28 protein-coding genes and 1 pseudogene are annotated in these 24229 nt (G+C 68.0%); 20 read left to right on the top strand and 9 right to left on the bottom strand.

Going from position 1 to position 24229, the window contains the following annotated elements:
* The first annotated feature begins 179 nt into the window (after window positions 1-179).
* The 7 genes and pseudogenes from H5393_RS11915 to H5393_RS11885 all read left to right on the top strand — a co-directional run bounded on the left by H5393_RS11915 (window position 180) and on the right by H5393_RS11885 (window position 5907).
* On the top strand, window positions 180-1010 hold the full coding sequence (locus tag H5393_RS11915; protein WP_182766844.1) for a DUF72 domain-containing protein: 831 nt from the start codon (window positions 180-182) through the stop codon (window positions 1008-1010).
* A 229-nt stretch (window positions 1011-1239) separates the two neighbouring features.
* A pseudogene (locus H5393_RS11910) lies at window positions 1240-3423 on the top strand (nitric-oxide reductase large subunit); the annotation flags it as partial.
* 128 nt (window positions 3424-3551) lie between these two features.
* Window positions 3552-4187 (top strand): hypothetical protein, encoded by a 636-nt coding sequence (locus H5393_RS11905; protein ID WP_182763019.1) that lies wholly within the window; start codon window positions 3552-3554, stop codon window positions 4185-4187.
* The gene (locus H5393_RS11900) at window positions 4177-5010 is read left to right on the top strand and encodes an SPFH domain-containing protein (protein WP_182763018.1); all 834 of its coding nucleotides are present in this window, start codon (window positions 4177-4179) and stop codon (window positions 5008-5010) included. The genes H5393_RS11905 and H5393_RS11900 overlap by 11 nt, the downstream gene beginning before the upstream one ends.
* 5 nt (window positions 5011-5015) lie before the next feature.
* Window positions 5016-5324 (top strand): hypothetical protein, encoded by a 309-nt coding sequence (locus tag H5393_RS11895; RefSeq protein WP_182766842.1) that lies wholly within the window; start codon window positions 5016-5018, stop codon window positions 5322-5324.
* Between the two features lie 5 nt (window positions 5325-5329).
* Window positions 5330-5755 (top strand): HIG1 domain-containing protein, encoded by a 426-nt coding sequence (locus H5393_RS11890; RefSeq protein WP_198928275.1) that lies wholly within the window; start codon window positions 5330-5332, stop codon window positions 5753-5755.
* Window positions 5752-5907 carry a hypothetical protein gene (locus H5393_RS11885; RefSeq protein WP_158069071.1) on the top strand — a complete coding sequence of 52 codons (156 nt, stop codon included), beginning with the start codon at window positions 5752-5754 and terminating at the stop codon, window positions 5905-5907. The genes H5393_RS11890 and H5393_RS11885 overlap by 4 nt, the downstream gene beginning before the upstream one ends.
* A gap of 33 nt (window positions 5908-5940) precedes the next feature.
* Here the strand turns inward: H5393_RS11885 and H5393_RS11880 are convergent, their stop codons facing one another.
* From H5393_RS11880 to H5393_RS11870, 3 genes are all read right to left on the bottom strand, one after another.
* Window positions 5941-7233, bottom strand: coding sequence for a leucine-rich repeat domain-containing protein (locus tag H5393_RS11880; RefSeq protein WP_182766841.1), 1293 nt, complete (start codon window positions 7231-7233; stop codon window positions 5941-5943).
* Window positions 7234-7438: 205 nt separating this feature from the next.
* Entirely contained in the window at window positions 7439-8173 is a 735-nt protein-coding gene (locus H5393_RS11875; protein ID WP_182766840.1) for a hypothetical protein, read from the bottom strand.
* Between the two features lie 124 nt (window positions 8174-8297).
* Window positions 8298-8867: a hypothetical protein gene (locus H5393_RS11870; RefSeq protein ID WP_182766839.1), complete on the bottom strand. Its 570-nt coding sequence runs from the start codon at window positions 8865-8867 to the stop codon at window positions 8298-8300.
* Between the two features lie 174 nt (window positions 8868-9041).
* Between H5393_RS11870 and H5393_RS11865 the strand changes: the two genes are divergently transcribed.
* Together H5393_RS11865 and H5393_RS11860 are read left to right on the top strand one after the other, a co-directional pair.
* Entirely contained in the window at window positions 9042-10511 is a 1470-nt protein-coding gene (locus H5393_RS11865; protein ID WP_182766838.1) for a cell wall metabolism sensor histidine kinase WalK, read from the top strand.
* Complete coding sequence (locus tag H5393_RS11860) at window positions 10508-11176, top strand: response regulator transcription factor (protein ID WP_182766837.1); 669 nt, start codon at window positions 10508-10510, stop codon at window positions 11174-11176. The genes H5393_RS11865 and H5393_RS11860 overlap by 4 nt, the downstream gene beginning before the upstream one ends.
* A 3-nt stretch (window positions 11177-11179) precedes the next feature.
* Here H5393_RS11860 and H5393_RS14760 read toward each other — a convergent pair whose 3' ends face one another.
* Both H5393_RS14760 and H5393_RS11850 read right to left on the bottom strand, forming a co-directional pair.
* Entirely contained in the window at window positions 11180-11578 is a 399-nt protein-coding gene (locus H5393_RS14760; RefSeq protein ID WP_182766836.1) for a hypothetical protein, read from the bottom strand.
* Between the two features lie 108 nt (window positions 11579-11686).
* Window positions 11687-13387 carry a fumarate hydratase gene (locus tag H5393_RS11850; protein WP_182766835.1) on the bottom strand — a complete coding sequence of 567 codons (1701 nt, stop codon included), beginning with the start codon at window positions 13385-13387 and terminating at the stop codon, window positions 11687-11689.
* Window positions 13388-13452: 65 nt separating this feature from the next.
* Here H5393_RS11850 and H5393_RS11845 point away from each other — a divergent pair, with 65 nt between their 5' ends.
* The 9 genes from H5393_RS11845 (at window position 13453) to rplI (ending at window position 18278) form a co-directional block, all read left to right on the top strand.
* A complete protein-coding gene (locus tag H5393_RS11845) occupies window positions 13453-14175 on the top strand; it encodes an SDR family oxidoreductase (protein WP_182766834.1) in 723 nt (240 codons plus the stop codon).
* 33 nt (window positions 14176-14208) lie between these two features.
* Window positions 14209-14625 carry a hypothetical protein gene (locus H5393_RS11840; RefSeq protein ID WP_182766833.1) on the top strand — a complete coding sequence of 139 codons (417 nt, stop codon included), beginning with the start codon at window positions 14209-14211 and terminating at the stop codon, window positions 14623-14625.
* A gap of 268 nt (window positions 14626-14893) precedes the next feature.
* Window positions 14894-15217, top strand: a complete 324-nt coding sequence (locus H5393_RS11835) for a hypothetical protein (RefSeq protein ID WP_182763001.1) — start codon at window positions 14894-14896, stop codon at window positions 15215-15217.
* A 29-nt stretch (window positions 15218-15246) separates the two neighbouring features.
* Window positions 15247-15627, top strand: a complete 381-nt coding sequence (locus H5393_RS11830; RefSeq protein ID WP_182766832.1) for a rhodanese-like domain-containing protein — start codon at window positions 15247-15249, stop codon at window positions 15625-15627.
* Complete coding sequence (locus tag H5393_RS11825) at window positions 15624-16424, top strand: SGNH/GDSL hydrolase family protein (RefSeq protein ID WP_182766831.1); 801 nt, start codon at window positions 15624-15626, stop codon at window positions 16422-16424. Before H5393_RS11830 ends, H5393_RS11825 begins: the two co-directional genes overlap by 4 nt.
* 90 nt (window positions 16425-16514) lie before the next feature.
* Window positions 16515-16802 carry a 30S ribosomal protein S6 gene (rpsF, locus tag H5393_RS11820; protein WP_076063424.1) on the top strand — a complete coding sequence of 96 codons (288 nt, stop codon included), beginning with the start codon at window positions 16515-16517 and terminating at the stop codon, window positions 16800-16802.
* A 143-nt stretch (window positions 16803-16945) separates the two neighbouring features.
* Entirely contained in the window at window positions 16946-17485 is a 540-nt protein-coding gene (locus H5393_RS11815; RefSeq protein ID WP_182766830.1) for a single-stranded DNA-binding protein, read from the top strand.
* 83 nt (window positions 17486-17568) lie between these two features.
* On the top strand, window positions 17569-17808 hold the full coding sequence (rpsR, locus tag H5393_RS11810; protein ID WP_076063420.1) for a 30S ribosomal protein S18: 240 nt from the start codon (window positions 17569-17571) through the stop codon (window positions 17806-17808).
* Between the two features lie 23 nt (window positions 17809-17831).
* On the top strand, window positions 17832-18278 hold the full coding sequence (rplI, locus tag H5393_RS11805; protein WP_182766935.1) for a 50S ribosomal protein L9: 447 nt from the start codon (window positions 17832-17834) through the stop codon (window positions 18276-18278).
* A gap of 65 nt (window positions 18279-18343) precedes the next feature.
* Here rplI and H5393_RS11800 read toward each other — a convergent pair whose 3' ends face one another.
* The gene (locus H5393_RS11800; protein WP_182766829.1) at window positions 18344-19390 is read right to left on the bottom strand and encodes an adenosine deaminase; all 1047 of its coding nucleotides are present in this window, start codon (window positions 19388-19390) and stop codon (window positions 18344-18346) included.
* Window positions 19391-19455: 65 nt separating this feature from the next.
* Here H5393_RS11800 and H5393_RS11795 point away from each other — a divergent pair, with 65 nt between their 5' ends.
* Entirely contained in the window at window positions 19456-19680 is a 225-nt protein-coding gene (locus H5393_RS11795; protein WP_182762998.1) for a hypothetical protein, read from the top strand.
* Here H5393_RS11795 and H5393_RS11790 read toward each other — a convergent pair.
* Window positions 19652-20662 (bottom strand): LacI family DNA-binding transcriptional regulator, encoded by a 1011-nt coding sequence (locus H5393_RS11790; protein WP_182766828.1) that lies wholly within the window; start codon window positions 20660-20662, stop codon window positions 19652-19654. The two genes, H5393_RS11795 and H5393_RS11790, sit on opposite strands and share 29 nt — an antisense overlap.
* 126 nt (window positions 20663-20788) lie before the next feature.
* Between H5393_RS11790 and H5393_RS11785 the strand changes: the two genes are divergently transcribed.
* Window positions 20789-21658 carry a hypothetical protein gene (locus H5393_RS11785; RefSeq protein WP_182766827.1) on the top strand — a complete coding sequence of 290 codons (870 nt, stop codon included), beginning with the start codon at window positions 20789-20791 and terminating at the stop codon, window positions 21656-21658.
* Window positions 21659-21727: 69 nt separating this feature from the next.
* Here H5393_RS11785 and galE read toward each other — a convergent pair whose 3' ends face one another.
* Window positions 21728-22744 (bottom strand): UDP-glucose 4-epimerase GalE, encoded by a 1017-nt coding sequence (galE, locus tag H5393_RS11780; RefSeq protein ID WP_182766826.1) that lies wholly within the window; start codon window positions 22742-22744, stop codon window positions 21728-21730.
* 97 nt (window positions 22745-22841) lie between these two features.
* Window positions 22842-24221, bottom strand: coding sequence for an L-serine ammonia-lyase (locus H5393_RS11775; protein WP_182766825.1), 1380 nt, complete (start codon window positions 24219-24221; stop codon window positions 22842-22844).
* Window positions 24222-24229 lie beyond the last annotated feature (8 nt).

Raw genomic sequence — 24229 nt, 5'->3', positions numbered from 1 at the left:
TTTGTTCGAACCCGACAGCGGCTCCGGATGGGCATGGGGTATGGAGGGGCCTCGTCAGCCCTCGGGGTTGATGGACTCGTCGTTGCCCGCTGTTCGGCCGCAGCGGTGCCGGAGTCCTGCGGATCGCGCACCCGCCAGATGTCACGGTGCGGAGCCGGCCGTGGACGTAGGCTCCCGATATGGCTACGTGCTTCGTCGGGGTCTCCGGTTGGCGCTACAAGGGGTGGCGCGGCGACTTCTACCCCGTGGGTCTCAAGCAGCGGGACGAACTCCGCTATGTCGCCGAGCGGATGAACTCGGCTGAGATCAACGGTTCGTTCTACTCGCTGCAGCGGCCCAGTTCGTACGCCGCCTGGGCGGCGGAGACGCCGCCGGGGTTCACGTTCGCAGTCAAGGGTGGCCGCTACCTCACCCACATGCTGCAACTGCGTGGCGTCGAGACCGCGCTGGCCAACTTCTTCGCCTCGGGCGTGTTGGCGCTGGGCCGGCGGCTCGGCCCCGTGCTGTGGCAGTTGCCGCCCCGGATGTCGTTCGACCGCGAGAAGATCGGGCAGTTCCTGTCCCTGCTGCCGCGCACCCACGGGGAGATCGCCGAGCTGTCCGCCGGGCACGACGACAAGGTCGCGCCCGATCGGGTCCTTCTGGAGGTGTCGGAGGACGTCGACCCGTCATCACCCGTCCGCCACGCAGTGGAGCCGCGACACGACAGCTTCAACTCCCCGGAGGCGCACGCCCTGATGGCGGAGCACCGGGTGGCCATGGTGATCGCCGACAGCGCCGGTACCTGGCCCACCATGCGCGCTGCCACCGGCGACTTCCGCTACGTCCGGCTCCACGGCGAGCAGGAGCTGTACGCCAGCGCGTACCCTGATGGGTCGCTGGACCGCTGGGCGCGGCAGTGCCGCGAATGGATGGGCGCGGGGCTGGACGCGTACGTCTACTTCGACAACGACGCCCGCGGACACGCTCCCCACGACGCCGTGCGACTGCTGAGCAGGCTCACACCCTGAACGACCGGGGGACTTTGTCCAAAGTTTCGCCAATAAAGACCCACTCGTGCCCTAGGGTTCCCACATCATGGCCGCGCGGTCATCCGCATCCCCAGATGAAACCCAGGTGGTGGGCACAGTGAGCCTCGTCAACAACAACCCCGATCTACAGCCGTCGAAAGCTGAGCTGGTCATCTCCAAAGGATGGGTCCAGGGCATAGCCTTGGTCTTCGTCTTCGGCTTCTTCGTGATGGGCTTCCTCGCCTACCGCACCTACACCGACGGCATGCCCCTCCCGCAACAGGTGGTGAGCGAGTCAGGGGAGGTGGTGTTCACCGAAGAGGAGATCACCTCCGGGCAACAGATCTTTCTCCGCCGTGGGCTCCAGCAGTACGGCTCCATCATGGGCCACGGCGCGTACCTCGGCCCTGACTACACGGCCGAGTACCTGCGCCTGGCCACGGAGCACGTCACCGAACAACTGCGTGACGGCGGCGTGCAGGATCCTGCGGCGGCCACCGTCGAGCATATGCGGGAGAACCGCTACGACGAGAGCACCGGCGTGCTGGTCTTCACTCCCGAGCAGATCAGCGCGTTCGAGATGCTCAAGCAGCACTACGCAGACTTCTTCGGCACCGATTCCACCAAGTACGGCTTGATCCCCTCGGCGATCACGGATCCGGACCAGATCCACGATCTCACCGCCTTCTTCGGCTGGACTGCCTGGGCCAGCTCGGCTGAGCGCCCCGGGCACGACTACTCCTACTCGAACAACTGGCCGCCCGAGCCCCGCGTCGACAACCGTCCGACGGCGGACATCCTCGTCTGGTCGGCCATGTCGCTGATCGCCCTGCTCGCAGGCCTCGGCGCGTTGTTCGCCCTGTACGGCAGGTGGAGCAAGAAGATCGGCTGGCAGTCGAGCGAGACCCCCACCCTGTCGTTCCTGCAGCCCGGCAAGGTGGGCATCACGAAGGCCCAGAAGGCCACCGGTTGGTTCTTCTTCGTCGTCTCACTGCTCTTCCTGGCGCAGGCGACACTCGGCGCCGCCGTCGAGCACTACCGCGCGGAGATCGACAGCTTCTTCGGCATCGACCTGGCCCGCATCCTCCCGTTCAACCTCGCCCGCACCTGGCACCTGCAGTTGTCGCTGCTGTGGACGGCCGCAGCCTTCCTGGCCGCCGCCATCTTCCTGGCACCGATCATCTCCGGCCGCGAACCGAAGCGCCAGCACTGGCTGGCCTACGGCCTCCTCGGCGCGCTCACCGTGGTGGTGCTCGGCATGCTGGGCGGCACGGCGATCAGCACGTTCGGCCCTGAATGGGCACAGGGCTCGATCTTCTTCGACCAGCAGTGGGAGTACCTGGACCTGCCGAGGTTCTGGCAGATCCTCCTGGTGATCGGCCTCTTCATCTGGATCATCATCATCTACCGCGCCATCCGCTCGCGGCTGCGCTCCGAGTCGAAGTTCAACATGCCGTGGCTGTTCTTCTACTCGGGCCTGGCCATCCCGGCCTTCTACGCCGTCGGGCTCCTCGCCACGAACGGCACGCACCTCACCGTCGCCGAGTTCTGGCGCTTCTGGGTGGTGCACCTGTGGGTGGAGGACTTCCTGGAGCTGTTCACCACCGTGATGGTCGCCTACATCTTCGTGATGCTGGGCGTGGTGCGGCGCAAGATCGCCATCCAGATCATCTTCCTCGACGTCATCCTGTACTCGGTGGGTGGCGTGATCGGCACCATGCACCACCTGTACTTCTCGGGCACCCCCGTCGAGCACATGGCGCTGGGCGCGTTCTTCTCCGCCCTCGAGGTCATTCCCCTGACGTTCCTGACGGTGGAGGCATGGGCCTTCCTGCAGTTGGGTTCGAAGCAGGAGTCGCGCAGCAGCGCGCCCTTCCCGCACCGGTGGGCCGTCATGTTCCTGGTGGCCGTGGGCTTCTGGAACTTCGTGGGCGCCGGCGTGTTCGGCTTCCTGATCAACCTGCCGATTGTGTCGTACTACCAGATCGGTACCGCGCTCACGGCCAACCATGCGCACGGCTCGATGATGGGCGTCTACGGCATGCTCGCCGTCGGCATGGCGCTCTTCGCGCTGCGCTACATCGTCAAGCCGGAGAAGTGGTCGGACCGGATGGCGAAGATCTCGTTCTGGTGCCTCAATATCGGCCTGGCCTGGATGGTGTTCGCGACGCTGCTGCCGCTGGGCGTGCTGCAGCTGTGGCACTCGGTCAACGAGGGCTACTACGAGGCCCGCACGCTGGGCTACATCGCCGAGCCCGGCAACGTCATCCTCGAATGGCTGCGCATGCCCGGTGACGTGGTGTTCCTCGTCGGCGGCATCCTGCCGTTCGTGTGGCTCGCCTGGTGCGGGATCCGCCACGCGATCCCCGCCACGGTTACCGTCATGGAGCCCGAGACGCTCTTCGTCATCGAGCACGATGAGGCCAAGGAGGACCGCACCGGCCTGCCGGTTCAGGCGGGCATCGCCGCCGACGAGCTGCCGCCCAGCCGCAGTCGCTACGCCTCGGACAGGCGGGTTCCTCCCGAGAATGAGGACCTTTCATGATCGACATCGAGATCGCCGCCTGGCTGGGCGCGGGCTACGGGCTGGTGCTCCTGCTGGTCGCCTACGGCATCGACTCGTTCGCCAGGCGGGCACAGAGCCGCACGCAGGACGACCGCAACGGCGGTTTCGTCTACCACAAGAGTCACGACGCGTGGCTCTGCCCGGAGGACCAGTGGCTGTACCCGCGGTCCTTCGACCCGGACAACCGGGTGATGCGGTACCGGGGCAGCCCGCTCGTCTGTAACTCGTGCCCCGTCAAGGACAGCTGCACCGAATCCGACGACGGACGCGAGATGCGCCGGTCGGTGGACCCGTGGCCCTCGTCGGAATCCGCGCGCTTCCACCGCGGCATCGCCTGCTCGGTGACGGTGCTGGCTGTCGTGTGGCCGGCCGTGACGGCGTTGGTGGTGGAGAACTGGACCAGCCAGGTGCTGGCCCTCGTCGCCGCAGTGTTGATCGCCGCGGGATCGGTGCCGCTCTGGCTCTTCCTGCGCCACACCCCGGCAGATCCCCTGGGCGCGGTCGTCAGGACTGCGGATCAGACCAGGCAGGACCGCGAGGCTGCGGCCGCAGCCCTGGCCCGCCAACGCAGCAGCTATGCATCAGACAGGAGAGCTGACCATGCCAACTGAGGTCGTTCTGGCAATTCTCGCGTTCCTCCTTGTGGTCGCGTTCCTCGTCTCCTCCTTCCGGATCGTCCGGGAGTACGAACGGGTGGTGGCGTTCCGCATCGGCCGGCTGCGCGGCGCCCTCGGCCCCGGCCTGGTGTTCCGCCTGCCGTTCCTCGACAAGCTGGTCCGCGTGGACCTTCGGACGGTCACCCTGACCATTCCTCCGCAGGAGGTCATCACCAGGGACAACGTCACCGCCCGCGTCAACGCCGTGGTGATGTTCCGGGTGACAGATCCGGTGCTGTCGGTGATGTCCGTGGAGAACCACGCCGTCGCCACCTCGCAGTTCGCGCAGACGACGCTGCGCTCAGTCGTCGGCCGGGCGGAACTCGACACACTGCTCGCCCACCGGGCAGACCTCAACGAGGACCTGGCCCACTCGATCGCCACGCAGACGAAGGAGTGGGGCGTCGAGGCGTCGGTTGTGGAGATCAAGGACGTGGAGATCCCGGAGATGATGCAGCGGGCGATGGCCCGGGAGGCCGAGGCCGAGCGCGAACGTCGCGCCAAGGTGATCAGCGCCCGGGGCGAACTCCAGGCGTCGGTGGAACTGCGCGACGCCGCCCTCACGCTCAGCGAGGCACCCGCTTCCCTCCAACTTCGTTACCTGCAGACCCTGCTGGAACTCGGCGCGGACCAGAACTCCACCGTCGTCTTCCCGCTCCCGATGGACATCGTCGGCCCGCTCGTGCAGGCCGTGAAGAAATTCAACGGCGACGACGAGGCCGCCCCGCCGCCCCACAAGCCGGGCCTGGCCGTCGTCGACCGCCCCCTGGAAGGATGATCCCGATGACAGATCTCGACCCCGTCGTGACCGGGCGGCCCGTCCGCCTGGTGCCCACCGCGCCCGGCTTCTGGATGCTCACGCTCGGCGTGTGCATCGCCGCCCTGGCCCCGCTGCTCGGCTTCCTGCTCGGCGTCATGCGCCAGCGCCCGCAGGAGGAAGTGCTTTTCAGCCCGCTCTACATCGGCCTGTTCGTCGGCGTACTCGTGGGCGGTGCGGGGGTGGTCCTGGCCGTCCTGGGCGGCATCCGCCTGTGGCGCCACCTGCGTCACGCCCGGAGCCTCGAGGACGAAGCCACAGAAGCGGTAGCGTGAGCGCCGTGAGCATCCTCGACGACGCGGCCCGGGCGACATCGTCGCCCCCCGCAACCCGGTTCCGTTCGAACGCCGCGCCGGACCGGTTCATGCGCCGTCTCCTCGGCGTGACCGAGGCAGACAGCGCCTCGGGTGTCGGAGCGCACGCCGCCTTCCGCGTGTCCGTGATGTTCTCCGGGGTGCGCTGCCTGATCACCTACCTGCTGATCCCGGTGCTCGTGCCGGTGCTCAGCCTCGCGGGCTGGGTGGCGGCGCCCATCGGCATCGCACTGTGCGTCTACGCGGTGGTCAACGGAATCGTCAGTATGAAGAGGTTCTGGCGCTCGGACCACCGCCAGCGCTGGATGTACACCGGCTTCATGGCGGTGGTGTTCGTGGTGCTGGGCGTGGCACTCGTATCTGATCTCAGCCGATTGGGAGGCATGTCGTGAGCACCGAGAACCGGGAACAGTTCGACGTCGAGAAGTATCAGGCGGAGCACAAGCAGCCCAGTGAGGCGGAGAGCGCCATCCTGACCGTCCTGCTGTTCGTCTCGATGGTGGTCTTCGCCGTCGGTTGCACGATGTTCGGCTGGTTCCAGTAGGTCGCCGCAGGCCGGCTCTCCCGGATCACGGGCTCAGGGCCAGATATCGATCTGGCATCCCTTGTCGGCGAGCGGCTTGAGCTGCGCCAGGTTGGTGATGGACGGATTCCCGGCCAGCCAGAGGTGTTCAAGCGACGTGAGCCCCTTCAGGGGGGCCACGTCCCCCAGGTAGTTCTCCCTCAGGAACAGCATCCCCAGCTTGGTCAACCCGGCGAGGGGGCTGATGTCGTCGATGAAGTTGTCAGTGAGGTCCAGCCGGGTGAGGTTGGTCAGCCCGCGCAGCGGCGTCAGGTCGTCCACCGAGTTCGTCTGGAGATCCAGCTGGGTGAGGTTCGTCAGCCCGCGCAGCGGCGAGATGTCCTGGATGTCGTAGTTGTGGCCTAGCCCGAGCGTCCACAGGTTTCGCATCCCCGCCAGGGGGGAGAGGTCCGTGACGAGGTTGTCGCCGACGTCCAACGTCCAGAGGTTGCGCCCGGCGAGGGGCCGGAGATCCTCGATGAGGTTGTCATAGGCCTTCAGGTGTTCGAGGTTGCGGACGCCGGCGAGCGGGGTCAGGTCGTCGACGAGGTTGTGGGTGATGTCCAGTTGGCTGAGCGTCGGGTGGTTGGCAAGAGGGCTCAGGTCGGTGATCTCGTTGTCCAGCAGCTGGAGCCCGGTCAGCCCGGCCAGCCTCTGGATACCCTCCAGGGTCTTCACCCCCTTGGCGTCGCAGATCACCATCGACGTTGAGCTGATGGCCCACTGCGCCTTGACGCAGGAGCGAAGAGCCGGGTCCTTGATGAAGTCGAACGTGGGCGCAGCGGGCTTCGGGGCGCTGAAGCGAACCATGTTGTTCAGCAGCCACTGCGTGCGCCACTCGTAGCCGACGGCGGTCTTCGCGATGACGCTCGCCTCGATGTAGGAGCGGCACCCGCCCTGACCGGTCACGGCGGTGTCGCACTCGGTGCGCCACTGACGGCCGTCCGCCGAGGTCCATGTCGCGGTGCCCTCAACCTTCCCGTTGGCGGCGATCGGGTTGCCCGTCCACAGCGAACGCGGGGAGGCCTTGTAGGTGAGGTTGTTGAACGCCCAGCCGTTGACCGGAACGAAGCGGCCTGCCTCGTACTTCACCACCGTCGCCTGGATCTCGGTCCGGCAACGCTCGGTGGAGGAATAGGGCTCGCACGAGGTGCGCCACACGCGTCCGTTGACGGTGTGCGTGCCGGGGGTGATGTACACGTCGACAGTTGCCTGCGCCGGTGTCGAGCCCATCGCCATGCCTGCAGCGGCAAGAACGATGCTCGCCGTGAGTGCGCCGAGCCTACGTAACCCAGTGGCGGTGCTCATGGTCCCCCTTGTGCGGAGTCCGACCGTCGAAGCCCGCGTTCGGAGGTATTAGATCACGCGATGACCTGCGGTGGGAGCGCGGGGCGGTGAAGTGAACGACCGGCTGGGTAACTGAGGGCGCCCGTTCTCGCCTTGGGATAACGCGCCGATCTCGCTCTAGGAGCGAGATAGAGACGATTTACCAAGGTGAGATTTCATCACCTGCTCAGCGCACGGTGAGCGACCGCGCGCGCTGCGCGACCCGCCCGTCGCCGAGTTCACCCTGCCGGGCGGGCCGGCCGCGGTAGGCCTCGATGAGGGCCGCCACCACCCGGGGGTCGGAGTCGATCTGGCTCACGCCCACCTGGAGTTGGGTCTTCTCGGTGGGGATGAGCAAACGGGCGCCCTTGATCTCTGGCGCGCCGCTGAGCTGGGCCCACGGTACGCGGGTCTCCTTCCCCATGCTCGCGACGGTGGTCACGTGGCTGGGTGAGAGCACCAGACCGGGCGGGTTCCGGTACGCGAACCAGCCGTCCGCGATGCCCCACCCGACAATCAGGGCCAGCATGACGGCGAAGCTCATGCCGCCGTCGTCTGTGAGGTAACCGGTCAGGCGCAGGGTGATGTCGACGAGCACCACGATGCCTGCCAAGCCGGTCAGCAGCAGCGGAATGAGCCGCGACGACGGCGCCGGGCCGATCCGCGTCACGCCGTCACCCAGCGACAGGCGCAGGGTGCCCGAGCGATCGCGCCGATTGAGGTACTGGGAGATGAGGATCGCCGAGAGGGCCAGGGTGATGGCCAGCGACGAGGTGATCAGCCAGGGCATCTCGTAGACGATGGCCAGCACCAGCGCCACGACCGCGAAGATCGGGAACAGGACGGTGCCCACCAACGCGGAACCGGGGAAGAGTGGCTCCTTCGGCGCATCGACTTCGATGACGGTGCGGGTCTCGTCCATGCGGTCCTCCGGGGTTGTGACTCCCTGCATCCTAGGGCCGCGCAGCGCGGGGGCAGACAGAGGGCCGGCCCGCAGCGCGCTGGGGGACGCGCCGGGACCGGCCTGATCAGGGAGCGATGCGGGCTCAGTCGTCGTCGTGGTCGTCGTCCCGGTCGTCGTCCCAGTCATCGTCCCGGTCGTCGTCCCGGTCGTCGTCGTGGTCGTCGTCCCAGTCATCGTCGTCGTGGTCGTCGTCCCGGTCATCGTCGCCGTTGTAGACCGGGGTGGAGGTGGTCTTCTTGACGGTGGTGGCCCTCGTCTGCGCGGGGGCGGCGACGGACGTCTTGGCCGGGGCGGGTGCCATGCCCGGAGCCGGGGTGGGCGAACTGTCGACGGTGGGCGACAGGCCCTGCTCGTCGTCGCAGGTGTAATTGTTGTCGAGGTCGTCGCACTGGTCTGTGCCGGTGATCACGATGGTCTCGGTGACGGTGGGGGCGGGCGTGGGCTGTGGCGTGGTGGGGTCCGCGTCTGGGCTGGCGCTCACCGTCGGGGCCGCCACGATGATGGGCTCCAATGAGGGAGTGGGGGAGACTGCCGGCGAGGTGACGGCCGGCGCGGGTGTGGGGGATGCGGCGGAGGCCAGCAGCCCACCGCCGACTGCGGCGACACCGAACGCGGCCGCCGCGAGCCAGGTGGTCGAGGTTTTGAGAGCCATCTGAATACTCCTTCGAAGTGGTTGTTGAGACCATCACACCGGTCGCAGATGAGGAGAACCACGCGGGAATCGTGAGAGGTTTCTCATGCGTGACGGGCTCGGCTTCCGGCACGAGGGCACGCCGGTCGCCACCGCGTGAGCGTGCGCGGTCCGAGCTCAGGGCAGGATAGGGACATGATCTCCCAGCAACCCGACCTCGTCGCCAAGGTGACGTTGCGGGCGCGCTTGATCACCACGATGGTGCTGCTCGCGGGGCTGGCGCTGCTGACGTCCGGCGCCATCGTCGCCGTGCTGCAGCACCGCGCCATCCACACCGGTGTCGACGACCAACTGATGCGCACGCGCGACGAACTCCGCGTGCTCGCAACGGATGGCATCGACCCCGCCACCGGCCAGTCGTTCGCCGGGCCGTCGGAGCTGCTGCACACCTTCCTTGCCCGAACGGTGATCGGCGAGGCGGAGGGGGAGTTGGCCGTCGTGGACGGTCAGGTGCGCTGGGTGGCTTCCACGGACGTTCCGCTGCGCCCCGAGAACGACGAGGAACTCGTCGGCCACCTCATGCCCATGGCCGCCGGCAACCAGATTCGCATCGACACCCTCCGCACCCCGGATGGGAACTACCGGGTGCTCGTGGCGCCCGTGCAGTACCCCGGGTCGGCGGGTGCGCTGGTGCACGTCTACGACCTCGACATCGTCGAGGCTGAGCTGCGCCGCACGATGACGCTCTACGCCGTGGTCGCCGTCGGCACCGTGCTGCTGCTGGTGCTCGTCGCCTGGATCTCGGTGGGCAGGCTGCTGCGGCCCATCGAGGAACTACGCAAGGCCGCGGAGTCGATCGACGAGCGCGACCTCACGTCGCGCGTGCCGGTGCGCGGCCGCGACGACCTCACCGCCCTGTCCAGCACCATCAACCGGATGCTCGACCGCGTGCAGCGCTCCGTCGAGGGTCAGCGGCAACTGCTCGATGACGTGGGCCACGAACTCCGCACGCCTATCACCGTGGTGCGCGGCCACATGGAACTCGTCGACCCCGACGACCCCGTCGACGTGCGGGAGACGCGGGACCTCGTCATCGACGAGGCCGACCGGATGGGCGTGCTTGTCAACGACATGCTGATGCTGGCGAAGGCCACGGAGTCAGACTTCGTGCAGCCCCGCTGGTTCGACGTGGCGACACTGACGGACCAGGTGCTGGAGAAGGCGCGGGCGTTGGGCGACCGCGCGTGGCGGCTCGAGCGCATCGCCTCGGCCGAGGCGTTCCTCGACCCGGGCCGCATGACGCAGGCCTGGCTGCAACTGGCCGCCAACGCCGTCAAATACTCCGACGCTGGCTCGGCCATCACGCTGGGTTCGGCGCTCGAGCGCGGTGAGGTGCTGCTGTGGGTCCGCGACGAGGGCATCGGCATCGAGCCGGATCAGCTGGACGTAGTGCGGCAGCGCTTCGGCCGGAGCCGCGTAGGCGCGGCCCACGCACAGGGCGCGGGGCTGGGGCTCAGTATCGTCGAGTCGATCATGGCCGCGCACGGTGGCCGCCTGGACATTGAATCGACAGTGGGCGTCGGCTCACGGTTCACCCTGGTGCTGCCGCTCGGTCCGGTGGAGCTCGCCGAACTCGAACCGACCATCAAGATGGAGATCCCATGAGCACGATCCTGATCATCGAGGACGAGACCCGCATCGCCGGATTCATCGCCAAGGGGCTGAAGGCGGCCGGCTTCACCTCCCACACCACCGCGTCGGGGTCCGAGGGCGCCACGCTGGCGGTGCACGGAAATTTCGACCTGGTGATCCTCGACGTCGGACTGCCGGACATCGACGGCTTCGAGGTGCTCGAACAGATCCGCGGGCAGGGGGTCGTCGTGCCGGTGATCATGCTGACAGCCCGGTCCTCCGTCGCTGACCGCGTGGCCGGGCTCGAGGGCGGCGCGGACGACTACATGCCCAAGCCCTTCTCGTTCGAGGAACTGTTGGCGCGGATCCGGCTGCGGTTGCGCACCGAGTCGCCCCAGCCGGCCGGGCAGAGCGTGACGCAGTTGTCGCACAACGGCCTGGTGCTGGATTTCAGGACGCGCAAGGCCCAGGTGGACGGCGAGTGGGTGGACCTGTCCGCCCGCGAATTCACGTTGGCGGAGACGTTCCTGCGCAACCCTGGGCAGGTGCTGAGCCGCGAGCAGCTGCTGAGCAATGTGTGGGGCTTCGACTTCGACCCGGGCAGCAACGTCGTCGACGTCTACGTCCGATACCTGCGGGGCAAGCTGGGCAAGGACCGCTTCGAGACGGTCCGCGGGATGGGCTACCGGCTGGCGTGACGCCTAGTCGTCGTCATCGTCATCCACGTCGTCGTCGTCATCGTCGTCATCGGTGGACGGGGCCGGTGCCGGCCTGACCGGGGGCGCGGGCTTGACGGGCTGCGGAGCCACGGTCGTCCGGGTGGGCGCGGGAGTCGTCGTCGCGGGCGTCGACGCGGTGGTGGGCGTCGGGCTGAGCTCCGGTGTCGCGGTGGCCGCGTCGACGGTGGGGCTGGGCGTCGGCGAAGGGCTGGGAGTCGTCGTCGTGCTGGCCGGGGACGGCACGGCGGTGACCACGATGGCCGGCTCCGCCGGCGGTTGCGCGAGGGGCGCGGCGAGCGCGACCAGCAGCCAGCCCACGAGCAGCCCGGCCACGACGGCAGCGGCCACCAGCCCGGCCGTCACCCCGCGTTTCCTGTCCATGCGCTTGCCTCCTGCCTCTAGTGAAGGGTGCCAGGATGAAGGGGAGCGGAACGGCAGATGAGAAGACTCTCATCTGCCGTTGTGGCTGCGGGCCTCAGCGGCTGCGGCTCAGAGCCCTTCGCGCTTCGGGATGGTGAGCACCAGGGGCTTGTTGACCTCGGCGAAGAAGTCGTTGCCCTTGTCGTCGACCACGATGAACGCCGGGAAGTCCTGCACGTCGATCTTCCAGATCGCCTCCATGCCGAGCTCCTCGTATTCGACGACCTCGACGTGCTTGATGCAGTCCTGCGCCAGCCGGGCGGCGGGGCCGCCGATCGAGCCCAGGTAGAAGCCGCCGTGCGTACCGCATGCATCGGTGACGGCCTGCGAGCGGTTGCCCTTTGCGAGCATCACCATCGAGCCGCCGGCTGCCTGGAACTGGTCGACGTAGGAGTCCATCCGGCCGGCGGTGGTAGGCCCGAACGAGCCCGACGCCATGCCGGTGGGGGTCTTCGCCGGACCGGCGTAGTAGACGGGGTGGTCCTTCAGGTACTGCGGCATCTCCTCGCCCGCGTCGAGGCGTTCCTTGATCTTGGCGTGGGCGATGTCGCGCGCGACGATCAGCGGGCCGGTCAGCGACAGGCGCGTCTTCACGGGGTGCTTGGACAGCTCGGCCAGCACGTCTGTCATGGGCCGGTTCAGGTCGATGCGTACGACGGCGCCCTTCCCCGTGCCGGTCACGCCGTCGGTCTCCGCGTCGAGGTCCTCGTCCACGTGGTCCGGCATGAAGCGGGCGGGCTCGGTCTCGAGCTGCTCGATGAACACGCCCTCAGGCGTGATCTTGCCGAGGCACTGCCGGTCCGCGGAGCACGACACCGCGATCGCCACCGGGAGCGACGCGCCGTGGCGCGGCAGGCGGATGACCCGCACGTCGTGGCAGAAGTACTTGCCGCCGAACTGGGCGCCGATGCCCATCTTGCGGGTGAGTTCCAGCACCTCCTGCTCGAGTTCCACGTCGCGGAAGCCGTGCGCCTCGATGGAGCCCGTCGTCGGGAGGGTGTCGAGGTACTTGGCGGAGGCGTACTTGGCGGTCTTCATCGCGAACTCGGCCGACGTGCCGCCGACGACGATCGCCAGGTGGTACGGCGGGCAGGCCGCGGTGCCGAGCGAGCGCAGCTTCTCCTCGAGGAACGTCATCATCGAGTCGGGGTTCAGGATGGCCTTGGTCTCCTGGTAGAGGTAGCTCTTGTTCGCGGAGCCGCCGCCTTTGGCCATGAAGAGGAACTTGTAGCCGTTCTCGTGCCCGGGCGCGGTGTCGGCGTAGAGCTCGATCTGCGCGGGCAGGTTGCTTCCGGTGTTGCGCTCCTCCCACATGGTGATGGGCGCGTTCTGGGAATAGCGCAGGTTCAGCTTGGTGTAGGCGTTGTAGACGCCCAGCGACAGCGGCCGCTCGTCGGTGCCCTCGGTCAGCACCTGCTGGCCACGCTTGCCCATGATGATCGCGGTGCCGGTGTCCTGGCACATCGGCAGGATGCCGCCGGCGGCGATGTTGGCGTTCTTGAGCAGGTCGAGCGCCACGAACTTGTCGTTGGCGGAGGCCTCCGGGTCGTCCATGATGGTGCGCAGCTGCTGCAGGTGGGCCGGCCGCAGGTAGTGCGCGATGTCGTGCATCGCCGTCTCTGCGAGCAGCGTCAGTGCTTCCGGAGCGACCTTCAGGAACTGGCGTCCCTCCGGCCCCTCGACCACCTCGACACCCTCATGGGTGAGGAGACGGTAGGGGGTGTCGTCGCCCCCGGTGGGCAGCATGTCTGCGTAGCGAAACTCCGGCATCGGACCTCCTTGTAAAGCAATCGATTCAGTCTCCCACGCACGATTTCGTGGGTTAGCGTGGGGGCATGTTGTCACTGAGCGGGAAGCGTGCCCTCGTCACCGGCGCCAGCAAGGGCATCGGGTTCGCGACGGCGAAGTTGTTGCGCCACATGGGTGCCGAGGTGACCATCGCCGCGCGCACCGAAGAGGACCTGCGGGTGGCTGCTGACCAGGTCGGCGCCCGCTGGGTGGTGGCGGACGTCTCCACGATCGACGGTGTGCGCGCCGCGGTCGAGGCCGCCGGGGAGGTCGACATCCTGGTGTCGAACGCCGGCGGACCCCCGCCCGGCCTGCCGTCGGAGGTCACCGACGAGGGGTGGCACGCGGGTTTCGAGACCACCTTCATGTCGACGGCGCGGCTCGTCGACGCGGTGCTGCCGGGCATGCGCGCCCACGGCTGGGGCAGGGTCATCGCGATCACGTCGCTGACGGTGGGTCGCCCATCGCTGACGCTGCCGGTGAGCAACGCCATGCGGGCGGCGGTCACCAACCATCTGCGCACACTGGCGCTCGAGGTGGGCGCCGACGGGGTGACCTGCAACACGGTGGCGCCCGGGTACACGGCCACGGACCGGCTCAAGCGGCTGCACACTGATCCCGAGGCGGCGGACGAGATCCGGCACAAGATCCCGGCGCGTCGCTTCGGTGAGCCCGAGGAGGTCGCGGCGGCGGTGGCGTTCCTCGCCTCCGAGGAGGCGGCCTACATCACCGGCCAGGAGATCCTGGTCGACGGTGGCTACTCCATCTGACGGCGGGCCAACCGGCGAGTCTAGGCTGAGGGGATGGACGAGCACCTGACAGAGCGCCAGAAGGCAGCGCGCATCCGCGCGGAGCTGAACGCGAGCCACGCCCGCAATGAGGCCGCCCGCGCAAAGGTGCTCATCGACGAGTTCCTCGTCGCAGCCCGGGAACAGGGTCTGGCGCCCCGCCCGCTGAAGGCCGTCACGCTGGACGGGCACACCGTCAAGACGGACAAGACCGGCTGGTACCTGCGCACCAACCACTCCGTCGCCGTCGACACCGAGGGCAACTACTACTCGCTCACGGTTCCCGGAGGGTTGATGTCGCGGTTCACGGGCGTGAAGCTGCAGCCGCAACTGGCTCCGCTGGTGATCGGCCGCGGCGGCCGCGACGGTGAGACGGGTGACCTCAAGGAGTTCCTCGCCTGGGTCCTGAACGGCCACATCCCGCAAGACTGACCGCCCCGTCGTCGTCGCCCCGCCACCTCGCTGGGCAGAGTGAAGTTGTGCAGCTTGTCCGCTGCACAACTCAACAACGCTTGGGTGGGCGTCGTCTCACTCGCTGGGCAGAGTGAAGTTGTGCAGCTTGTCCGCTGCACAACTCAACAACGCTCGACCCGGCGTCGCTTCAGCTCGCCGGGCAGGGTGAAGTTGTGCAGCTTGTCCGCTGCACAACTCAACAACGCTTGGGTGGGCGAGGGTCCGGCCAGCCCGTAAGCTCGACGGCGTGACGAAGCGGATCTGGTGGGGCACCTGGCCCGGCGCGCTGGCGCTGGGGCTCCTGTCGCTACTGCTGGTCCTGCCCGGTGCGCTCGCCGGGCTGCTGACGCTGCTGATCCCTGACACGGGCGGCGCCGGCGTGGACTTCGCCGTGGAAGAGGCGCCGCTCTGGCACCGCGTCTTCGGGATCATCTCCCTCGCCGCAGCCGTGGTGCTGCCGTTCCTGACGGTGCGTTGGGCCCGCCGCACCTGGCTCGGCTACGTCCTGCTCGCGCTGGGCCTGAGCTTCGTCTTCGGCGCCATCGGGCTGGGTCTCTTCGGCGTTGTCTGACGCAGCCCGGCGTGAGGGACAATGGACGCATGGGTTTGCTGGATTTCCTGGGGAAGCGTTCCGACGACGGGCTGAGCATCGATGAGACGCTGCTGGCGCTGAGCAGGGGCGCCGTACTCATCGACGTGCGCACCAAGATCGAATACGAGGCGGGTCACGCGCCCGGCGCCCGCCCGGTGGACACCGGGGCCCTCCACGACAACCCGGTGGACGCCATCCACGGCGACGACCCGCTGGCCGAGCGCGACGCCGCCATCATCGTCATGTGCGACACGGGCCTGCGCTCCTCCTTCATGGCCGCGCTGCTCCGCGAAAAGGGCCTCCTGGCCGAATCCGTCAGCGGCGGGTTGCGCGCCTGGGCGAAGGACGGCAACCCCGTGCTGCCCGGTCCGTACCGGGGCCGGCGATGAAGCGGCTGTGGGGGCTCCTGGCCGGCGCGGCCGCGGGCACCCTCGTGTCCGCCGGGGCGGCGTCGTACCTGATGGGCCGGCGCGAGATCATTCGCCACGTCAACGACTACCGCATCCACTGGGGCGAATCCCCCGACGGCGGCGAGGACGCCCTGCACTACGTGGCGCTCGGCGATTCCGCGGCACAGGGCGTGGGCGCGTCCCATGTCGACCACGGCTATGTGCCGCGGATCGGTCGCAGGCTCGCAGAGGTGACCGGCCGCGAGGTACTCATCACCAACCTGTCAGTCAGCGGCGCGACCAGCGCCGACGTCCTCCGCGATCAGCTGCCGCAGTTCCGTGAGCTCCCCTTCACGCCGGATCTGGTGACTCTCGACATCGGCGGCAACGACGTCGTGTTCCCCGGCCATACACCCGCGTCCTTCGAGGCCAACATGGACGTGCTCCTCGCGGCCCTGCCGGAGGGTTCCTTCGTTGCCGACGTGCCGTGGTTCATGGTGCCGGTGTTGGGCCGCCAGTCACAGAAGATGGCCGCCGTCGCGTCGATCCTCATCGAGCGCCACAGGCACCACCTGGTGCCGCTGCACCGCGCCACCCGCGAGGCGGGCACCTGGCGCTACCACCGCTACACCGCCGGGGACTGGTTCCACCCCAACGACCTCGGCTACGAGGGGTGGGCCGACGCCTACTGGGCCGCCATCGAGGCCAGCGGGGTCGTCGACAAGCTGCAGTCGGCGGGTCGAGCAGCCCTTCCCGCAGAGTCCGGCGGTTTGGGATCGGCAGCCCGCAGCCGGTAGTCTGGCTCCTTGGCTGACCCCAGGTCAGTTTTGCCCTCCTGCCGCGGGACAGACTCGCGGCCGTTAGTCCGAAGGAGGTGGGGCTGAAGCATGCGCAAGTACGAGGTTATGGTGCTCATCGACTCAGATGTCGACGAGCGTCAGGTCCCCGCGCTGGTCGAGAAGCATCTCGAAGTCATCACCAAGGGTGGTGGCACCGTCGACAACCAGGACATCTGGGGACGTCGTCGGCTCGCATACGACATCAACAAGAAGTCCGAGGCTATTTACGCCGTCCTGCAGGTGACTGCGGATCCGGCGACCGTTGCTGAGATGGATCGCCTGATGACCATCGACGAGCGGGTTGTGCGCACCAAGGTGCTGCGCCGCGAGGACTGAGTTTTCCACAGCAAAAAAACTGAGTGGAAAATTGTCGGCGCCACCGGCCAAAGTGGTAGACAGATAGATTTCACTCAGACCTCGACGGCAAGGCCCTCAGCTGCGTCGTCACCAAGTCCGAACTTATCGGAGGCATCAGAAACATGGCAGGCGAAACCCAGATCACGGTGATCGGTAACCTCACCGCAGATCCCGAGCTCCGCTTCACGCCCAACGGCGCAGCGGTGGCCAACTTCAGGATTGCGTCGACACCCCGTGTGCTCGACCGTCAGTCCAACGAGTGGCGGGACGGCGAGGCATTGTTCCTCAGCTGCTCCGTGTGGCGCCAGTACGCCGAGAATGTGGCCGAAACCCTTCGCAAGGGCATGCAGGTCATCATTCAGGGCCGTCTGAAGTCGCGTACGTATGACGACCGTGAGGGAGTCAAGCGCACCGTCTTCGAGATCGATGTCGACGAGGTCGGACCCACCCTCCGCTTCTCAACCGCAACCGTCACCCGCTCCGGCAGTGGTGGCGGCGGCGGTGGTGGCCAGTGGCAGGGTAGCCAGGGCGGTGGCAACACCGGTGGTGGTCAGGGTAGCCCGCAGGGCGATCCGTGGGCCAGCTCCGGCAACACCGGAGGCGGCAACCGCGGCGGGAATGACCCGTGGGCGCAGTCGCAGCCGGAAGAGCCCCCGTTCTGATCCATCGCTTATCTAGCTCCCATGGGCTAGCTGGCACATTCCGTCGCAAGACGGGCTTTCAGTAATAGAAGGAGAGCACCACAATGGCCGGTCCACAGCGCAAGTCTGTGAACAAGAAGAAGATCATGCCGGTGAAGACGACCCGCGTCGCCAACATCGACTACAAGGACATCAACACGCTCAAGAAGTTCATCTCTGAGCGTGGCAAGATCCGTGCCCGTCGCGTCACTGGCCTTTCGGTCCAGGACCAGCGCAAGATCGCCATCGCCGTGAAGAACGCGCGCGAAGTCGCTCTGCTGCCGTACGCGTCGACCGCCCGCTGATCGGAAGGGATGAAGACACCATGATGAAGCTCATTCTGACCAGCACCGTTGACAAGCTCGGCATCGCCGGCGACGTCGTCGAGGTCAAGGACGGCTACGGCCGTAACTTCCTCCTGCCTCAGGGCAGGGCCATCCGCTGGACCCGCGGAACCGAGAAGCAGATCGACGGCATCAAGCGGGCGCGCGACGCCCGTGAGGTGCGCGGCGTCGAGCACGCTCAGCAACTGCGCGCGCAGCTCGAGGACCTCAAGGTCACCGTCGCCGCCCGCGCTTCGGAGGCGGGCCACCTGTTCGGTTCCGTCACCGCTGCTGACCTGGTTCAGGCCGTCAAGAAGGCCGGTGGCCCCACCGTCGACAAGCGCACCGCTTCGTTCCCGAAGCCGGTGAAGTCGGTCGGCAGCCACACCGCAGCCATCAAGCTGCACCAGGCCGTCACCGCGTACGTCCCGTTCGAGGTCGTCGCCCAGTGATCGTCTGATCGCAACCTGCAAGAGCCCCGGCTTCGGCCGGGGCTCTTGTTATGTTCTCGGGGGAGTCAATCGAGGGGTGACTGGAGCCAGTCGTCGATCTCCGCCAGCCAGCGGCGTTTGTCGTCGGCCGGCGCGAAGCTGGCGTTGACCGACGAGCGTGCCAGCCTGGCCAGGGCCGCGTCGTCGAGTCCGTGGACCTCGCGCGCTGTGACGTACTGGTCCGTGAGCCTGGACAGGAACAGCAGCGGGTCGTCGGCGCCGAGAGCGACATCGGCCCCGGCGTCGAGGAGTGCGCGCAGGGGCACCTCGTCCGGCTCGCGGTAGACGCCCAGCTGCACGTTCGACGCCGGGCACACCTCGAAGGTGATGCCCCGGTCGATCATCCGGCTCAGCAGATCGGGGTTCTCGACGGCGCGGACGCCGTGCCCGATGCGGGCGGGCTGCAGGTGCTCGACGACCTCCTCGAGGTGGTCCGCCCCCCGCAGCTCGCCGCCGTGCGGCACCCCCGGCAGGCCGGCGCGCCGGGCGATCCGGAACGCGCCCTCCCACTCGTGGGTACGGCCCTCACGCTCGTTGTTGTTGAGCCCGAACGCGCACACCTCCCCGGCACCCTGGCCGGCGTGCCGCGCGGCGATCCGCGCGAGGGTGCGCGCATCCAGCGGGTGCCGGATGCGCGAGGCGGCCACCACCACCCCGATCTGCACGCCGGAGCTGGCGGAGGCGAGCCGAGCCTCGTCGCACACGATCTCCAGCGCCTCCTGCAGCCCTCCGACGGAGGAGGCGTACGACGTGGGGTCCACCTGCAACTCCAGCCGGCGCGAGCCCTCGGCGGCGTCCTCAGCTGCGGCATTGCGGACCACCGCGCGGAGCGCCTCCTCGCCCCGGACGGCGGCGCGGGCCACGTCGTAGAGGTGTTGGAAGCGGTTCCAGCCCCGCCTGTCGTAGGGCACGTCCAGGGCTACGCCGTCGATGAGGGTGGGAGGCAGGTCCATGTCGCGGGCCTCCGCCAACTGCCGGAGGGCGGGCACACTCAGGGACCCGGTGAAGTGGAGATGCAGATGTGCCTTGGGCAGCGCGGCCAGATCCCGCGTTGGTTTCGGCTCCTGCAACATGTGCCGATGGTAGTGAATCAATCCCGTGGGGCAAAGACGCATCTCCGCCTGTAGCCTTGACGCTCATGAGCGCCCGATTCCTCACCACATGGCCGTGCCAGGACGCCTGCGGCACGATCAAGACCGACGAGCTGGTCGAAGGCGCGCCGGTCTACCGCTGCCCGGGGTGCGACACCACGTGGATCGAACTCAACGAGCGGACCGAGGTCGCCGGCCAGCAGACCAATAGACACGCCACTGACCGCCCCCGGGACGGGCAGCTTATGACCGGGTCTGGGTCGAACCCCTGACCTGGATCATCGGCGCGGCAACTACTACCTCCCGTGGCTCTTCACCGCCGAGGAGGTCGAGCAGCAGAGTGGTGGCTTCCGCGCCCAGACCGGCAGGATCGTAGGCCAGCGAAGTGATCGGTGGGGAGGCCACCCGGCACAACGTGGAGTCCTCGAAGGACACGATGGCCACGTCGTCCGGGATCCGCACACCCATGGCAGTGATCGCGCCAAGGCCGCCCAGCATCAGACCCTCGTTGTCATAGATGATGGCCGTGGGCGGATTGTCGGCCATGAGTAACTGCTGTGTGATGGCCTGGCCGGCGTTGATGCTGCCCGGATTGGTCTCGATCCGCGGGGTCTCGATGCCCAGTTCCCGGCACGACTCGGCAAAGGCAACGGACCGTCTGAGGGTGTGGATCAGGTTCGGGGGAGCCGGGACGTGCGTGATGCGCCGGTGCCCCTGAACTGCGAGGTGGTCCACGATGAAGCGCATGGCCGCAGCGTCGTCGACACGGACGTTGGGCAGTTCGTTGCCAGGCAGCGAGCCGATCAACACTGCCGGCATCGTCAGTTCTTCCAGGATGGCGGGCCGGGGGTCGTCCACCACGGGGTCTGTGAGGATCACCCCGTCGACACGGCGCTCGAAGTGCCAACGGCGGTAGGTTTCGAGTTCCTCTCCCGGGGAAACGATGAACTGGAGCACCAACGCCAACGCGTGCGCGGTCAGGACTTCCTCGATCCCGGCGATGAGGTGCATCAGGAACCGCTCGCCCGTGGACTCACCAGTGGGTCGTGGCAGCACCATGCCAACTGCCTGCGCTCGCCCCGCGGACAGCGCCGCGGCGGCGACGCTCCGGTGCCAGCCGATCTCCTGGGCGACCTGCAGCACGCGGGCCCGCGTCGACTCGGAGACGCCCGGGCGGTTGTTCAGCGCAAACGAGACCGCGGTGGGCGAGACGCCCGCGATGCGGGAGATGTCCTTGATGGTCGGGCGGGGCATGCCTTCATCCTTCCATCGTTCACCCCCCGGAATGCGCACGGGCCGATGGGAACGAAGAGACACGCAGCCGGAACGCGCATTATCCACCCCCCCAGGTACGGTGAGGGTGACGAAGGGGGCTCGCCTGTGAGCGCAACCACTGGAAACCAGGACCCGGTCCAGCAGGACGGCGCCGATGCCACCGCGCCGTGGCGCTCGCTGGTCATCGGTGCCGCAGCGTTGCTGCTGGCGCTCCTGCCGCACCTTGCCATGGCGGTGAGGGAGGCCTTCCGTGGCGCCTCTGCGGGCGGGCAGTTCCGGCTGGCCCTGAATCTGTTCAGCTACTACAACTCGGTCTCGGCCGTCGTCATGGCCGCTGCCTTCACCGCGCTGGGCCTGAGGATCTGGCGCGCCAAGCGAGGGCCGGTTGCGGCCGGCCCGGCGGCGTTCGTCGCGACGGTGGGCATGGCCCTGCTCGTGGTGGTCAGCTTCGTCGACCTCTCCGGGAACGCCCTCAGCCCCAGCCCGCCAGCCATGCTGGTGATGACCATGGCCGTCGTCGCCGCCTACTCCGGCTACGCGGTGCTGGCCTACTGGCTGCTCATGCGAGGCCCCATCGCCTTCACCGTCGGATTGGGTCTGCTCTACCTCCCGACGGTCTACTGGCTCACGGGGCTGATGTCCGCGGTGGTGGGCCAGACTGGCTCAGCGGCCATCGTCTACGTGCCCTATGTGGTGGCCGCCGGCCTCGGCCTCGCGCTCGGCCGCCTCGGATGGGACACGCCACGCCGGATCCTCGCCTGGCTCGCGGTGCTACTCATCGTCACCGTGGGCGTGGCCGGTCACGTCGCCCTCGACGCGGCGCTCACCATGTGGGGCTTCGAGCAGACGTGGGCGATGTTCTGGATCGTGCTGCAGGGCTCGCTCATTTCCGCGGGGATCGCCTTGATCGTGGGCGTCCTCGTGCGTCTCATCGACACCCGGCGCGGAGCCAAGTCCGCAGTTTCCACCGCCTGACGGCCACCGTCGACAGATTCGGGGGCCGGTGTGGATCATCCACACCGGCCCCCGTTCAGTTGCATTGCGTCAGACGGCAGCGAACCCGTTGGGGTTGTCGTGCTGCCAGCGGTAGGTGTCGGCGCAGGCGTCGGCCACGGTCTTCTCCGCGTGCCAGCCCAGTTCGTTGTGCGCCTTGTCGACATTGGCGTAGCTCTCCGCGACATCGCCCGGGCGGCGGGCCACGATCTCGTACGGGATCTCCTGGCCGGCTGCCGCCTCGAACGCGTGCACGATCTCCAGGACCGAGGACGGCTGGCCGGTGCCGAGGTTCCAGACGTGGTAGCCGGTGTGGTCGCCGAGGTAGTTCAGCGCGGCGAGGTGACCGGCGGCCAGGTCGACCACGTGGATGTAGTCCCGGCGACCGGTGCCATCCGGGGTGGCGTAGTCGTCGCCGAAGATCATCAGCTTCTCGCGGCGACCGGCGGCCACCTGGGCCACGAACGGCAGCAGGTTGTTCGGGATGCCTTTGGGGTCTTCGCCGATGCGGCCGGATTCGTGGGCGCCGATGGGGTTGAAGTACCGCAGGATGGCCACCGAGAGCTCGGGGTTGGCGGCCGAGGCGTCCTCGAGGATCTGCTCGAGCATGTGCTTGGTGCGGCCGTACGGGTTGGTGGCGCCGGTGGGCGCGTCCTCGGTGAACGGGGGCTCCGACTCCTCGCCGTAGACGGTGGCGGAGCTGGAGAAGACGATGCGGTTGCAGCCGTGCTTGGCCATGGTCTCCACCAGAGTGATCGTGGAGCCGATGTTCTCGCGGTAGTACGTCAGCGGGATCTCGGTGGATTCGCCCACGGCCTTCCAGCCGGCGAAGTGGATCACGGAATCCGGCCGGAAGTCGGCGAAGGCCTTGTCGAGCGCAACCGCGTCGCGCACGTTGGCCTCGACGAACTGGGCTTCGCGCCCCGCGAGGTCTGCGACGCGGCGCAGCGACTCCTCGGAACTGTTGGACAGGTCGTCGACGACCAGGACGTCGTGACCATCCTGAAGAAGGGCAAGTGTGGTGTGGGAGCCGATGTAGCCGGCGCCACCGGTGACGAGCACGCGCATGGGTGGGGTTCCTCCTCGGGTTCAGCCCCAACTCTAGACCTGTGCAGCGGACGCTGAGCGGTGCGGGTCGCCGCTTAAGCGAATCGCTCAGTGCTCGTCAGCACTCGATGAAGGCGACGGCTAGGCCGCCCTCAGAGGTCTCCTTGTACTTGCTGAGCATGTCGCGCCCGGTATCGCGCATGGTGCGGATGGCCTGGTCGAGTGTCACGCGGTGCCGCCCGTCCCCGTTGAGTGCCAGCTGCGCCGCGTTGATGGCCTTGACCGACGCCATGGCGTTGCGCTCGATGCAGGGCACCTGCACGAGCCCGCCGATGGGGTCACAGGTCAGCCCGAGGTTGTGTTCGAGCCCGATTTCCGCCGCGTTCTCCACCTGGGCAGGGGAGCCGCCCATCACCTGGGCCAGGCCGGCGGCCGCCATCGCGCAGGCGGATCCAACCTCGCCCTGGCACCCCACTTCGGCGCCGGAGATGGAGGCGTTCATCTTCAGCAGCACCCCGACGGCGGTGGCCGCCAGCAGGAAATCCACCACGTCCTCGTCCCGGGCGCCGGCCTGGAACTTCATGTAGTACTGCAGCACCGCGGGGATGATGCCGGCGGCACCGTTCGTCGGCGCGGTCACGACGCAGCCGCCCGCCGCATTCTCCTCGTTGACCGCCAGCGCGTAGAGGTTGACCCAGTCCATGGCCGAGAAGGTGCGGGTGATCAGGTTGGGGGCGTCGTCTCGGGAGATGAGGTGGCGGTACAGGTCCGGCGCCCGCCGCGGGACGCGCAACCCGCCGGGGAGGAAGCCCTCCTGCAGCACGCCCCGCTCGATGCAGCCGCGCATGGCGGACCAGATCTCCAGCAGGGCCGCCCTGGTCTCCTCCGCCGGACGCCAGGCCAGTTCGTTGCGGGCCACCAGCTCGGCGACATTCAGGTCGTGCAGCGAGCACAACGCCAGCAGCTCCTCCGAGGTGCTGAACGGGAACTCGACGGTGACGTCCGCCACCCCGGTCTCACCGGCCTCGGCCTGCGCCTCGTCGACGACGAACCCGCCGCCGATGGAGTAGAACGTGTTGGTCATCAGTTCGGCCCCGTCGTCGCCGAGGGCGGTGACCGTCAGGGCGTTGGGGTGCCAGGGTTTGGATTCGCGGTGGAACAGCAGATCGGTGGACCAGTCGAACGGCAGCCGGCGCTCCTTGAACATCAGTCCGTCGCCGTGCACCACGGCGTCCCCGGCCGCCTTCATCTCGTCCGGATCAACCCGCTGGGGCTGGAATCCGAGCAGCCCGGCGACGACGGCGCGGTCCGTCCCGTGCCCCAGCCCCGTGGCCGCGAGCGAGCCGTAGAGGTCGACGCGGACCCTGGCCACGTCGTCGACCACGGGGCTGGCCAGGAGTTGGGTGCGGAAGAGCGCGCCGGCGCGCATGGGGCCCATCGTGTGGGACGACGAGGGACCCACCCCGATTTTGAACAGGTCAAGCGCGCTGATCGCCATGTACCGAC

Source organism: Tessaracoccus sp. MC1756, assembly GCF_014164735.1.
In the GTDB taxonomy this organism is placed as follows: domain Bacteria; phylum Actinomycetota; class Actinomycetes; order Propionibacteriales; family Propionibacteriaceae; genus Arachnia.
Note: the sequence above shows the minus strand (reverse complement) of the source record. Positions and strands in the feature narration are given on the sequence as shown.